9 protein-coding genes, 3 tRNA genes and 1 rRNA gene are annotated in these 13,949 nt (G+C 53.7%); 4 read left to right on the forward strand and 9 right to left on the reverse strand.

The window, feature by feature from the left end:
* Positions 1–93: 93 nt before the first annotated feature.
* From purK to rrf, 3 genes are all read left to right on the forward strand, one after another.
* Positions 94–1,257, forward strand: coding sequence for a 5-(carboxyamino)imidazole ribonucleotide synthase (gene purK / locus KTE_RS12625; protein WP_201381442.1), 1,164 nt, complete (start codon positions 94–96; stop codon positions 1,255–1,257).
* Between the two features lie 32 nt (positions 1,258–1,289).
* Entirely contained in the window at positions 1,290–1,898 is a 609-nt protein-coding gene (locus KTE_RS12630) for an AIR carboxylase family protein (RefSeq protein WP_201381444.1), read from the forward strand.
* A gap of 155 nt (positions 1,899–2,053) precedes the next feature.
* Positions 2,054–2,170: ribosomal RNA gene (gene rrf / locus KTE_RS12635) — 5S ribosomal RNA — on the forward strand.
* 126 nt (positions 2,171–2,296) lie between these two features.
* Here rrf and KTE_RS12640 read toward each other — a convergent pair.
* The 8 genes from KTE_RS12640 to KTE_RS12675 form a co-directional block, all read right to left on the reverse strand.
* The gene (locus KTE_RS12640) at positions 2,297–2,905 is read right to left on the reverse strand and encodes a DUF4870 domain-containing protein (protein WP_201381446.1); all 609 of its coding nucleotides are present in this window, start codon (positions 2,903–2,905) and stop codon (positions 2,297–2,299) included.
* 330 nt (positions 2,906–3,235) lie between these two features.
* Positions 3,236–3,838 carry a DUF4870 domain-containing protein gene (locus KTE_RS12645; RefSeq protein ID WP_201381448.1) on the reverse strand — a complete coding sequence of 201 codons (603 nt, stop codon included), beginning with the start codon at positions 3,836–3,838 and terminating at the stop codon, positions 3,236–3,238.
* Positions 3,839–4,147: 309 nt separating this feature from the next.
* Positions 4,148–6,763: an endopeptidase La gene (gene lon / locus KTE_RS12650; protein WP_201381450.1), complete on the reverse strand. Its 2,616-nt coding sequence runs from the start codon at positions 6,761–6,763 to the stop codon at positions 4,148–4,150.
* A 136-nt stretch (positions 6,764–6,899) separates the two neighbouring features.
* Positions 6,900–8,174: an ATP-dependent Clp protease ATP-binding subunit ClpX gene (clpX, locus tag KTE_RS12655; protein ID WP_201372352.1), complete on the reverse strand. Its 1,275-nt coding sequence runs from the start codon at positions 8,172–8,174 to the stop codon at positions 6,900–6,902.
* Positions 8,175–8,242: 68 nt separating this feature from the next.
* Complete coding sequence (gene tig / locus KTE_RS12660) at positions 8,243–9,676, reverse strand: trigger factor (protein WP_201381452.1); 1,434 nt, start codon at positions 9,674–9,676, stop codon at positions 8,243–8,245.
* A gap of 378 nt (positions 9,677–10,054) precedes the next feature.
* Positions 10,055–10,129: transfer RNA gene (locus tag KTE_RS12665), tRNA-Gly, on the reverse strand.
* A gap of 224 nt (positions 10,130–10,353) precedes the next feature.
* Positions 10,354–10,428 (reverse strand) — tRNA-Gly (locus tag KTE_RS12670).
* A gap of 104 nt (positions 10,429–10,532) precedes the next feature.
* Positions 10,533–10,615 (reverse strand) — tRNA-Leu (locus tag KTE_RS12675).
* Positions 10,616–10,941: 326 nt separating this feature from the next.
* On the opposite strand from KTE_RS12675, the gene ppk1 reads away from it, so the two are divergent.
* Positions 10,942–13,104 (forward strand): polyphosphate kinase 1, encoded by a 2,163-nt coding sequence (gene ppk1 / locus KTE_RS12680; RefSeq protein ID WP_201381454.1) that lies wholly within the window; start codon positions 10,942–10,944, stop codon positions 13,102–13,104.
* A 76-nt stretch (positions 13,105–13,180) separates the two neighbouring features.
* Here the strand turns inward: ppk1 and KTE_RS12685 are convergent, their stop codons facing one another.
* Positions 13,181–13,915, reverse strand: a complete 735-nt coding sequence (locus KTE_RS12685) for a response regulator transcription factor (protein WP_201381456.1) — start codon at positions 13,913–13,915, stop codon at positions 13,181–13,183.
* Positions 13,916–13,949 lie beyond the last annotated feature (34 nt).

The raw sequence follows: 13,949 nt of genomic DNA on the forward strand, positions 1-13,949 counted from the left end.
GCAAGGTGTGATGGAGAGTGTAGCACAAGCTAAGCAGCAAAAGACTGGCTTCGCCGCGTCCATATGAGGCGAAGCCAAAGGAGATTCTGGCGAGTGAACGTACAATTGAATTCTACAGAGGCCGAGATCGTTGCCTCTACACATATTGGTATTATCGGTGGTGGTCAACTCGGGCTGATGATCAGTGAAGCTGGACGGGCCATGGGCTATCAAGTCTTGACGGTACTTGATCCTACACCCAACGCACCGGCAGCGGTAGTAGCCGAGCAGATCGAGGGAGGATTGAAAGATCCCCAGGCGCTACGCAAGCTGGCCAAGCGCAGCGATATCCTCACCTACGAAATCGAGCATATCAACACTGAGGCCCTTGAGCAGCTCCAGAACGAGGGGCATACCATTCATCCCTCACCCCAGATTCTGGCCGTAATTCAGGATAAATTCCGCCAGAAGGAGTTCCTGGCCGCGCACGGTATCCCCGTTGCCCCTTTCCGCTCCGTAGCCTCGCGAAGCGATATTGAGGAGCTGGCTCAGACATGGGGCTATCCCCTGGTACTCAAGGCGAAGAAAGATGCCTATGATGGACGCGGCAACGCGCGCATCAATAGCGCAGAGGATATTGATAGCGCCCTGACTCACCTGGCGGGACGCGAACTCTACGTTGAGCAACGCATTGATCTGGAGAAAGAACTGGGCCTGATGATCTCGCGCAATGCACGCGGAGAGATCGCCGCGCATCCAGTCGTTGAGATGATCCATGAGCGCGATATCTGCCAGGCTGTCCTGGCGCCCGCCCCCATTGATGCCACCCTGCTCAAGGAGGCTGAGGCCATCGCGCACCAGGCCATTGACCAGCTGCACGGCATTGGTATCTTCGGCGTCGAGCTATTCCTGGACAAGGCTGGCAAGCTCTGGCTAAACGAGATCGCACCCCGCCCTCATAACTCAGGGCACTATACCATCGAGGCCTGCCTCACTTCCCAGTTTGAGCAGCACCTGCGCGCCATCACCAACCTCTCGCTCGGCGCAACCACCATGCGCTATCCTGCGGCAGCCATGATCAACATTCTGGGCGAGCGCAATGGACCCGCAGAAGTTCACTGGAGCCAGGAGTTTGATCCCCAACGTGTCTTCGTCCATCTCTACGGCAAGCGCGAGACTCGTATTGACCGCAAAATGGGGCATATCACAGTCGTTGGCGACAACCTCGACGATGTCTACCAGCTAGCCCTCAAAGTCAGAGCAGCCCTCACCATCTAAAAACATAATCTGAGAAAAGCGAGAAACAATATATGCAACAAGAGCAACCTGGCGAGAACGTGCGCGATGAGCTCAATCTGGGTCACGAGCATGGCATACTTGTCTCGGCCGAGGGTGTGGGGGACTCCGCCCGGGGCGAGCCAAAAGTCCTCGTCACCATGGGTAGCGACTCCGACCTGCCCTTGATGATGAAGGCCGTCGATATCCTGCGCTACGAATTTGGCATTCCTTGCCTGGTACAAATCAACTCTGTCCACCGTGACCTGCGCGCCGCCGTGCAGCATATTGAGAATCTCCCAGCCTCCATCCAGGTCGTCATCGCTTGCGCGGGCGGCGCGGCCCACCTGCCAGGCAACATCGCCGACCTGCGCGCCGACCTGCCAGTCATCGGCGTCCCACGCGACCTGGGAGCACTCAAAGGCATAGACGCCCTACTCTCCATGGTCCAGATGCCAGAGGGCGCCCCCGTCGCCGTCATGGCCATCGGCGATGCCGGCGCGGTCAACGCCGGCATCCACGCCGCCAAAGAAGTAGCCATCGGCGACCCAGCCATCCGCGAACGCCTCCAGGCCTACGCCGAGAAACGCAAAGGCAAAGTCCGCCGCCAAAACGAAACCCTCGAAGAGAAAATAAAAGGGTAAATTGATGTGGAAATGAAGGGCGGTGCTGACGCACCGCCCTTCATTTCCACATCAATTTACCCACTTTTTGAAAAGTCGTAAAAAAGTGTTGACAAATCGCCAAGAGGATGGTATTATGCATCATGTCAATCGGAACCGCTTGTATGCGCAGGCGAACCGGTGGTTATTGCGAAGAGGGTACACCCGTTCCCATCCCGAACACGGTAGTTAAGCTCTTCAGCTCCAACGATACTTTGGGGGCAGCCCCACGGGAAAATAGGACACCGCCGTTTCGCCCGCTCACACGGGCGGTTTCTTTTATTTCTGGTATAAAAAAAGGGTGCTCCTGGCAGTCGCAGACTGCCAGGAGCACCCTTTTTTTATACCAGAAACTTTTTACTCTTTTCCTGAGTGGATTCCTAGAATGAGCCGGTGTTGATATACTTCTCGGCCATATTACCGACAACAGGCAGCTTGAAGTATTTGCCCTGGAAGGCATTGACAAACGTAATTATCCAGCCTACAAAGAAGGCGACACTAATAAGGGAGAGCACTGCCCCAAACAAGCCGGACCCACCTATAAGTCTATCCACAAGACCTAGAATAAAGCCTGCCACTCCAAACAGAAGCGCCTGCATCGCATAGAACCGGACGAAGTGATTCTGCTTCTCTATGAAGAGGAAGATCAGGCCGCCTACCCAACCAAAGAGAGCCGCCAGGCCCGCCGCGATGTTTGGGCGCATCTTGATGGTCATAGGTTCGTCGATGCTGGGCGGACCATAGACAGCCTGCCCATAACCAGGCTGACCATAGGGCTGTTGATAGCCCTGTCCTGGCTGCTGATAACTCCGCTCTGGCTGCTGATAACTCCGCTCTGGCTGCTGATAACGCTGCTGTTCATACTGCTGGGGGTTGGGCTGATCGTTACCACGCGCTTGCTTCCCCCTGTATGGACTGCTCCCTTGCTGAGGAGGATTCCCACTGCCATATTCAGGGTCTGGTTGCTGGTTTGGATCATAATAGCTCATATACATTACATCCTCTCTTTGCTACGTTAATGAATCCATTCAGAGGTAGGCATCACTTCCTGGGCGCATATTCCTAACTATTATAAATATATCACTGCAAAGTATAAGCAATTATTCTTCTTGGAGTAAGCGGTGAATCCACCTAATTTGTAGGGTCATGCTGGCATGGACTCCCGATACCCTGCCGTTGCGAAGATCGCTGCGCTCGCAGTCCATGCCAGCATGGACTCTACAAATTTACAAATCCATCAGTAAGCAAGTTTGTCTATTAAAAAGATAAGCCCTCTCGGATTTGATCCAAGAGGGCTTATCTTTTTAGTGATTGAATTTCTAGAATGAGCCAGTGTTAACATACTTCTCGGCGAGATCGCCAATCACAGGTAGCTTGAAGGTTTTACCTTGGAAGGCATTGATCAAAGTGATCAGCCAGCCCACGAAGAAGGCAATCCAGAGGATACTACTCGCGCATCCCAGCGCCAACGCAACCCCAGATGGTAGAGTGCCCGTGGCGATACTAAGGATGATGTTGATGACGAAAATCGCGCCAGAGAACAAGATTGACTGCATCGCGTAGAAACGGACAAAGCGGTTCTGCTTCTCAATAAGGAAGAAAACCAGACCACTGATCCAACCGAAGATAACGGCCAGGCCCGCCGCGACGTTTGGCTGCATGTTGATCGACATGGGCTCGCCAACTCCGGGCTGACCATAGCCAGGCTGGCCATATCCAGGCTGCGGCTGGCCATAAGGCTGCTGGTAACCCTGCGGGCCTGGCTGCTGATAGCCCTGACCCGGCTGCTGATAGTTCTGCTGCTCATACTGCTGGGGGTTAGGCTGCCCCTGCTGCCCGCTATATGGATCGCCTCCCTGCTGAGGAGGATACCCGCTGCCATATTGAGGGTTCTGCTGCTGGTTTGGATCGTAGTAACTCATGTACGACACATCCTCTCTTTGAGTATCTTTATAAATCCATTCAGGGGTAGCATCACTTTCTAGTAGCACATCCCTGACTGTTCTAACTATACCATCTACAGGGCATAAATGACTATTCTTTTTGGAGCAAACTGTTTGCCCGCTACAGAATTAAACGTCTCCCTGCTAAATTTATCAAATCGTTCCCTTGCTTTCATTTCTCTCTACCACATAAACGCTTCTATGTTTACTTATTTGCTGTTGTTTTTTATAGACCACAAAAAAGAGGTCGATTGCATCGGCCTCTTTTTTGTGGTCTATATTACCCCTTTATTGCTTTTCTTGCTCTTTGTGGGAGCGCGCCTGGGGATAGAGCGGCGAGGGGGTCTCGCGGGGCACGATAAACGGCTCACGCTCCTCTGGCTCTTCGGCATCACGTTTCTCTTGCTCCATGGCCGCGCTTTTATTCATGCGTGGGCGCTTCTGACTCTCGGAAACGAGCGGGCCATCGCGCTCTTCCAGGCGCAGGGGTACAATCTCGCCTCCATTTGCTGGTCGCTCTTCTACCTCCTCCTCAGGTGGTAGCAGGGCGATCTCAATTACCTCGTCCATATTCTCGACCAGGGTAAACTGGAGTCGCTGACGAATACGGGAGGGGATCTCGATGAGATCTTTTTTGTTTTCAGCGGGAGCAATGATATGGGTAATGCCGGCTTGCTGGGCCGCCAGGACCTTCTCTTTCAGGCCTCCAATAGGCAGGACATCGCCCAGCAAGGTGATTTCACCGGTCATGGCGATATCACCACGTACGGCGCGCCTGGTCAATGCCGACACCAGGGTTGTGGCGATGGTGATGCCTGCTGAGGGTCCATCTTTGGGCATGGCGTTCTCCGGCATGTGGATATGCAGATCGGTGGCATCCTGAAAGTTGGGATCGATTTTCAACATATCGGCGCGCGTGCGGATATAGGAGAGCGCCGCCATAGCCGACTCCCGCATTACGTCTCCAAGCTGGCCGGTCACCATCAGGTCGCCCTTACCAACCATGGTCACGACCTCAACGGGTAGCATAACGCCGCCGTTCTCGGTCACGCCCAGGCCCATTGCTGAGCCGACGCGTGGCTTGTGCGTCAACTGCATATCCGCGTAACGTGGCAGGCCCAGGTATTGCCCCAGGTTATGCGCCGTCAGACGAATACGTGTATTCGGCTTCTCCAGCACCCGCCGGGCGGCTTTACGACAGATTGTGGCCAGTTGGCGCTCCAGATTACGCACACCTGCCTCGCGCGTGTAATCCGTCACGATATGCTGCATAACAGGCTGAGGAATGCGTACCTGCTCAGGACTCAATCCATGCTCGTTCAGTACCTTGGGCCAAAGGTGCCTTGTGCCAATATTCACCTTCTCGTCAAGCATATAGCCTGGCAGGTCGATGATATCCATGCGGTCGGCCAGGGGCCGGGGAATTTGATATTTGACGTTCCCGGTACAGATAAAGAAGACCTCGGAGAGATCAAAGGGGATCTCCAGGTAGTGGTCGACGAAGGTCTTGTTCTGAGCAGGGTCCAGCACCTCCAACAGGGCCGCGCTTGGATCTCCGCGCTGCTCCGCCGAGAGCTTATCGATTTCGTCAAGCAGGAAGACCGGGTTACGCACACCCACCGTCTTCATACTCTGAATGATGCGACCAGGCAGAGCGCCGACGTAGGTGCGGCGATGACCTCGAATCTCGGCCTCATCGTGGACGCCACCAAGCGAGATACGCGCGAACTTGCGCCCCAGAGCCTTGGCGATGGAGTAACCCAGCGAGGTCTTGCCCACGCCTGGCGGGCCAATCAGACAGAGAATCTGCCCCTGGCTCTCGCTCTTGGGAAGCCCTTCGCGACTGGCCTGCTGCTGCCGTAGCTGGCGTACAGCCAGGAACTCGATGATGCGCTCTTTAATACCCTCCAGGCCGTAGTGGTCATCTTCGAGGATACGTCGCGTGGCCTCGATATCAAAGGTCTCCTGGCTCCGCTCGTTCCAGGGAAGGGCCAGCAACCAATCGATATAGGCACGAATCACGCTGATCTCAGCCGACTGTTGGGGCATACGCTCCAGGCGGTCGATATCCTTGCGCACCCGGGTCGTGACCTCGTCTGGTAGCTTCTTCTCAGCCAGGCGCTTGCGCAGTTCATCCGACTCGGAGGTGGTATCCATCCCCAGCTCTTCCTGGATGGCGCGCAATTGCTCGCGCAGGTAGAACTCCTTCTGGGTACGATCCACCTGCGAGCGCACACGACTGCGAATAGTCGTCTCCAGCTCCAGGATCTCAATCTCGTTGCCAATCAGGACACAGATCTTCTCCAGGCGCTCCATGGGATCTAACGTCTCCAGGAGGTCCTGCTGATGCTGGCTATCAGTGACAATATGGGCCGCCAGGGTATCAGAGAGGCGACTGGCCGTCTTGAGCGCCACAATCGAATTGATATCCTCGACTGAGAAGCGCCGGCTTAGCTGCGCATACTGCTCAAAGAGACCTATGGCGTGGCGAACCATAGCATCGGCCTGCGAGCCAGTGGCCTCGACATCGTCATGCACCTCAATCTGAGCACGCATAAAAGGCTCGGTCTCGGTAAACTCTTTCACGCTGACCCGGTTTATGCCACGGATGACCACTTGCATGCTGCCATCCTGCTGGCGATGCATAGTGGAGACCTCAGCCAGGGTACCGATGGGGTAAATATCTTTGAACTCGGGGTCGTCTATATCTGCATCACGCTGCGTCACAGCGACCAGCATGCGGTCTGGTCGCATCATAGTTTCTTCAACGGCACGAACTGTCTTCTCGCGGGCAATGACCAACGCATGCCGATTATGGGGGAAGGCCACTATATTCTTCAACGCCACAAGCGGATAACTTTCCAACATCTCCTCTACATGTTCCTGGCGTTCCTGTTCACTCATTGGTTTCCCACCTGTCTAGCCTGACCGGTCACCTACCTACAAAAACCTACTGCATCAAATCCAATGAACGATCGCTGGGCATCGCACCACTTTATTTCTGCCCTCATGCTAGGCTACAAAAGTTGATGAGTCTGCCCTAGGCAGACTCATTCTCAGAATAGGCATTGGTGCGATCCGTCCTCGTCACAAGCAAGGGCTTATGGCGGGAAGTAATCACCTCTCCGTTTATGATTACCTTCTTTACGTCGGCACGAGAAGGAATTTCGTACATCACATCCAGCAGGACGTCCTCGATAATCGAGCGCAGACCGCGCGCACCCGTCTTCTGCTTCAGCGCTCGCTCGGCTGCCGCCTCTAGCGCATCACTGGTGAAGACAAGGTCCACATGATCGAGCTGTAAGAACTTCTGATACTGCTTTACAATCGCGTTCTTAGGCTCGGTCAGGATGCGCACCAGGGCCTCCTGATCCAATGGATCAAGCGAAACACTTACGGGGAGACGTCCCACAAACTCGGGAATCAGGCCGAATTTGAGCAGGTCATCGGGATTGAGCTTGGTGAGAATCGGCTGATCCTTCTCTTGTTCCGCAGTCTCGCCAGCCGGTTTGACACCACTAAAGCCCATCATCTTATTGCTACCAAGGCGCTGCTCCACGATTTTCTCCAGGCCCTCAAAGGCACCTCCACAGATAAAGAGGATGTTTGAAGTATTGATCTGGATGAAATCCTGGTGCGGATGCTTGCGTCCACCCTGAGGAGGCACATTGGCTACCGTACCCTCGATAATCTTCAGTAACGCCTGCTGCACGCCCTCGCCCGAGACATCACGCGTAATCGAGGGGTTGTCCGATTTGCGTGCGATCTTATCGATCTCGTCAATGTACACAATGCCGCGTTCAGCGCGTGCGATATCGAAGTCAGCCGTCTGGATCAAACGGAGGAGGATATTCTCCACATCCTCACCAACGTAACCAGCCTCCGTCAACGCGGTTGCGTCCGCGATACAGAAGGGAACGTCGAGGACTTTTGCCAGCGTCTGAGCCAGCAGGGTCTTACCACTACCAGTTGGACCAATCAGCAGGATATTACTCTTGCCCAGTTCGACATCATCGATCTGCATGCCAACGCCGATGCGCTTGTAGTGGTTGTAGACCGCTACCGCCAGGGCACGCTTGGCACGTTCCTGACCAATGACATAATTGCTGAGCTGCTCATAGATCTTCTTGGGCGCGGGCATCTTCCCTGTCTGCGTACCACGAGGCTTGGCAACAGTGGCTTGCTCCTCTTCGATGATTTCTCGACACAGGTCGATACACTCATCGCAGATGTAGACCCCGCCAGGCCCAGCGATTAAACGCTGAACCTGGTCCTGACTCTTGCCACAAAATGAACAACGGTATGTTGTGCGCATGTTTTTCGAGTTTGCCACGTCTGTTACCTTTCCTACTAGTGCTTTCTCCGCACCTGGTAGCGATATGCTTACTCTACGGTCTGATCCTTGGTGTCCTCGGGTAGAGATGTTTCTGTTGCAGACGCCTCACTCTTGCTACTCTCATTATCAGTCTCGGCCGCAATCTCCTCAGCAGCAGCCGCGGCCGCAATAGCACTCTCTTCGCTCTCTGTGCCTTCCGCCGCGTCTGGATCGGGTCCGGCAACGATATCAACCAGGCGACCAGTTGTCTTCTCGCGCAGGAAGCTGCGGGCTAGCGCATCCGCCTGCTCTTTGCTGCGCTGAAGTGGCTGTCCACTCTGATCATAGAGATCGAAGAGCATCTTAATCTCGTCTGGCGAAACCGTAATGTCCTCGGCCTTGGCGATCGCATCCAGTACCAACTGGCGCTTCACGCTCTTCTCGGCGTCGGGGCGCAGCTCTTTGAGATACTCTTCACGCGATTTGCGCATCATCATCAGGTACTGGTCTAGCGAGAGCTTCTGCTGCTCCAGAAGATGCGAGAACTGGTGGAGCATCTCTTCTGCCTGCTCGTCAATCAACAGCGGATGCAGGGTAAAGCTTGACTGCTCAATGACGGCATCCAGGGCCTTGTCTCTCAGTTCCTCACGAATGCGACGCTTCTTATTTTCCAGAATGTTATCGCTCAAGAACTTGCGCAGGTCTTCCAGGCTGGTATACTGGCCATCACTGACCTTTTCAGCGAACTCGTCATTTAGTTCAGGAAGCTCTTTCTCTTCAACCTTATGCAGTTTGACTTCAAACTGCGCCTCCTGACCAGCAAGCTTTTCGTTGCCATAGTCAGCGGGGATGGTTGTGGTAAAGCTCTTCTCTTCGCCGGCGTTCATGCCTACGATATACTCATCCATGCCTGAGAAGAGGCCAACGCGCTCGTGGGTCAGCTCAAAGGGGTTATCTTTCAGGTCAGAGACTTTCTGCTCACCGCTGGTCACTTTGAGGTCCATCGTCACGCGGTTATCATACTCAGCGGCGTGCTCAACCTCTTTCCAGGTGGTCAAACGCTGGCGCAGGGTGTCCAGCTCTTGCTCGACCTCCTCAGAGGTAACATCGGCCTCCTCGCGCTCCATCTGGATAGACTTGTAATCGCCCAGTTCAACGGGAGTAACGATGGGAACAGTAATCTTGAAGTGGTAGGGCTCTCCCATTTCGATAGAGGGCGCATCCAGGGTCGGCTGCGTAATGGGAACGATCTCGTGCTCCACAAGGGTATCACGATAGGCCTCGGAAATCAGCTCATCAAGGCCCTCCTGGTAAATGTATTCCTTACCCAGTCGGCGCTCAATCATTGAGCGAGGGGCTTTTCCTCGACGGAACCCCTGTATATCTACCTGCTTTACAATCTTTTTATATGCCTTATCTGAGGCTTTTTCCATCTCATCCCAGGTAACATCTACTTCCAGTACTGCCTCGCTGGTTGGCAACTTTTCAACAGAGACCTTCACAGTTCCTCCAACAGGTTTTCTTTATCTTAAATCGCGTACGTAGTCTTTGTTCGGAAAATAAAATTCAAAGCTACAGTGTATTATTATATCTCGGGTAAGTAGGCTGTGGAAAGTACCTATCCTGGGAGAATACATAGGATTGTTGGTATATTCGAGGCACAATATTGGAGGTGACCCACATGATTGCAACGCGAATAGGCCATGCCCCGTACTCTCTCAGCTGTCTCCCACCTCTAGACCACCCCACAACAGAGTATCTCGTCTCGCTTATCGCACCCCTCAAAACAGATGTTATGATGGTATGTCTCGTGTGGGTTTTGTCTGCACTTGCCCACAGAGGGCTAACCGTGTTACCAGTTGCCCTCTGCTTCAAGAATTTGGAGCGGGAGACGGGATTCGAACCCGCGACATTCACCTTGGCAAGGTGACGCTCTACCACTGAGCCACTCCCGCATATTCGGTTGTCATGGTAGCTACCAGTGTGCATCATAGCGATGCTTACTCCAACCACCACGGTTCAGCGTGGCCACTGCGATACATATCGTTTTTCCTTCCTGTCCAGTATAACAAACGAAAGCGTTTTTTTCTTCCACCTGTCACACAGTCAGCCTTCGCACCTCTTAGCTAACAAACGAGGTAGACAAGAGAGCGCTACGATACTCTAGTGCAAGACCACCTGGAGCGGGAGACGGGATTCGAACCCGCGACATTCACCTTGGCAAGGTGACGCTCTACCACTGAGCCACTCCCGCAAGTGCCATTTAAAAGGACACTAAAGAACACGTTTTGCGATATTGTTAACAAGGTATCCAGGTTAACAGGGTATCCAGCTTTTCGACAACCTTTCGGTTTCCGGTGGGCGGTGAGAGACTCGAACTCTCACGGTTCATCACCAACAGATCCTAAGTCTGTCCTGTCTACCAATTTCAGCAACCGCCCGCTACTGATGTGCATGTCTAGCCAGGGCTGATACTCTCAGACAAAGCTTTCGTCCAGCACAACACTAGTCATCTCACTTGAGAGATAATACATCAGTGAGATACCTGCTGTCAAGATAATTTCCAGATTTTATACCTTCAGGCCACTTAAAGCGATAAACTTGAGAGTCTCAATGTTGGTAAAGTAAGTGACATGATGTTCCCCTGGCAGCCCAGAGTGCCAGGGGAACATCATGTCACTTACTCTTTTCTTTTTGCATCGTGCTTACCTGGATGATACAATGAAGATAAAGAAACGCTGTACGATAATGCTGGGACCTATTACGTATGAGTCAAATAACTTCATCGACTTCTAGCTTACCTGACACCATACAGCCCGATCTTTATATCAACCGCGAATTAAGCTGGATCGAGTTTAATCGCCGTGTCTTTGAGGAAGCTAAAAACCCACGCCACCCGCTGCTTGAGCGCGTCAAATTTGTATCCATTTTTGAGACAAATCTGGATGAGTTTATTATGATTCGCCTGGCTGGTCTAAAAGATCAGATTGCTTCGCGCGCAGCGCCACGCAGTCCAGACGGTCGTACAGCCGCGCAACAGTTAGAAGCGGTGCGCAAGCAACTGGCCCCCCTGGTACAGGAGGTCCGCCAGTACTGGCGACATGATCTCCTTCCACTCCTGGCGGACCAGCATATTCATATTCTCGATTATGAGCAACTCGATGCGCTCCAACGCAACGAACTACGGGCCTACTTTGAACGTGAAGTCTTTCCGGTTCTAACCCCCCTCGCAGTCGACTCTGTACACCCTTTCCCACATATCTCAAACCTGAGCTTGAACCTGGCCGTGGTCCTGACAGATGTCCTGCATAATAAGGAACTCTTCGCGCGTGTGAAAATTCCGCCATCTCTGCCACGCCTGGTTCCCGTCGCACGCTCCATGGAGAATGATAACGAGCAGACACAACAGGTCTTTGTCTGGATAGAACAGCTCATTGCCGCACACCTGAGCACGCTCTTCCCCGGATTCGATATCTGGGAGTCCTATCCCTTCCGCGTGCTACGCGATGCAGACCTTGAGCTACAAGAGGATGATGCCTCCGACCTGCTTGAAACAATCGAGCAAGAGGTACGTGATCGCCGCTTTGGCGTCGTCGTCGACCTGGCCGTCAATCCCTCTATGCCTCAGCGCATCCGTCATTTGTTGATAGATAATCTTGAGATTACGCATGATGATCTGACGGTCATTGACGGGCAACTGGGAATGGGAGATGTCATAGAGCTACGAAACCTGGATTGTCCTGAACTGAAGGATCCGACCTTTACTCCGCGTGTTCCCCGCTTTGTGCGGCGTGGATCCGACCTCTTTACTACCATTAAGAATCACGATGTCTTGCTACATCATCCCTTTGACAGCTTTAGCACCATCGTCGACTTTATTAATGCCGCCGCCGATGATCCCGATGTGCTCACAATTAAACAGACCCTCTATCGCGTTGGACCCAACTCACCTGTTGTGCAGGCCCTGCTACGCGCGGCGGAGAATGGGAAACAGGTCGCAGTGCTGGTCGAACTAAAAGCACGCTTCGACGAGGAGAACAACATTGTCTGGGCCCGTAAGCTGGAGCTGGCAGGGGTACACGTAGTCTATGGACTCAAAGGCTTGAAAACCCACTCCAAGCTTGCCCTGGTGGTGCGCAAGGAGGGCAAGAGCCTGCGACGCTATGTCCACCTGGGAACAGGCAACTACAATGCCGCTACGGCCCGCATTTATGAAGACCTGGGCCTGCTCACCAGCAACCAGGAGATCTGTGATGATGTGACGCTGCTCTTCAACTCACTGACAGGCTATTCGCGCCAGGCGCACTACCGTCAGTTACTTGTGGCTCCCATCGGGCTGCGACGCGGCCTCAACGAACACATTGAACGCGAGATCAGGCTACATGAGGAACATGGCAATGGGCGCCTAATCTTCAAATTTAATTCGCTGACCGATCCTGAAATCATCTCACTGCTCTATAAAGCCTCGCGAGCCGGAGTTGAGATCGATCTTGTGATTCGTGGTATCTGCTGCCTGCGCCCGGGCATCCCCGGTATCAGCGAAAATATTCGTGTGCGCAGCCTCGTCGGACGTTTTCTTGAGCATAGCCGCCTCTACTACTTTGGCAATAACGGCAACCCCGAAATCCTGCTTGGAAGCGCGGACCTGATGCAACGCAATCTCAACAATCGCGTAGAAGTACTCTTCCCGATTGAGCATCGCTATATACGCGACGCGCTCTATGAGAACATGTTGCGCCCGGTCCTGGCCGACAATGTCAACGCGCATGAGCTTAACGCGGATGGCTGCTATCACCGTGTGCAAAACGATGATCCTGATGTGCCAGTGATGGATAGCCAGAGCTGGTTTATCGCCCACCCTCTCTTCGAGGTCACGGATGAGGAAGAAGGTCCTGATACGACCATCAGCGCCATCCCCTCCTCAGCTTAAAATAGAGTGTAAGTAAGAAAAAAGAAGTTGGGGTGAGGTCGGGCATTCGCCCGGCCTCACCCCAACTTCTTTTTTCTTACCAACGAAACACGTAGCCGACGCCGCGCACCGTCTGAATGAGCTTGGGATTGGCGGGATCCTCTTCGAGTTTCTCGCGTAGCCAGCGCACATGTACATCTACAGTACGTGTGTCGCCGACATAGTCATAGCCCCAGACATTATGAAGCAACTGGTCGCGTGTCAGGACCGTGCCGCGATTACGCACTAGGTAGGCCAGCAACTCAAACTGCTTGGGTTGAAGCTCAATATCCTGCCCTCGGCAATTGACGCGCCGACCAGCCAGGTCGATGCGTAAGGGGCCCACAACCAGCTCGCGATTGGCAGGGCGCCGTTCCTGCTCAGGCTCTTCCCCATTCTCACCCTCACCCCCCGGTACATAATCGGAGCGCCTGATCAAAGCCCGCACCCGAGCCAGTAATTCACGCCGCCCAAAGGGTTTGGTTACATAGTCGTCGGCGCCAACCTCCAGGCCCACGACCTTGTCGATCTCGTCGCCCCTGGCGGTAAGCATGAGGATAGGAGTCGTCGCAGTCTTATTTTCGCGTCGCAACTGGCGGCACACTTCCAGACCATCCATGCCAGGCAACATAATATCCAGCACAATCAGGTCTGGGCGTTCACTGCGCGCCGCGTCCAACGCGCTGTTACCATCAGCGGCGGTGATGACGTGATAACCGGCCTGCTCCAGATTATACGCGATAGTCTCGGCCAGGACCGCTTCGTCATCCACCACCAGGATTTTGCGTGCCACGCAGTACCTCCAACGGCTTTTGATATGTAAGCGC

This window comes from Ktedonobacter sp. SOSP1-85, assembly GCF_016587415.1.
Taxonomy (GTDB): Bacteria; Chloroflexota; Ktedonobacteria; order Ktedonobacterales; family Ktedonobacteraceae; genus Ktedonobacter.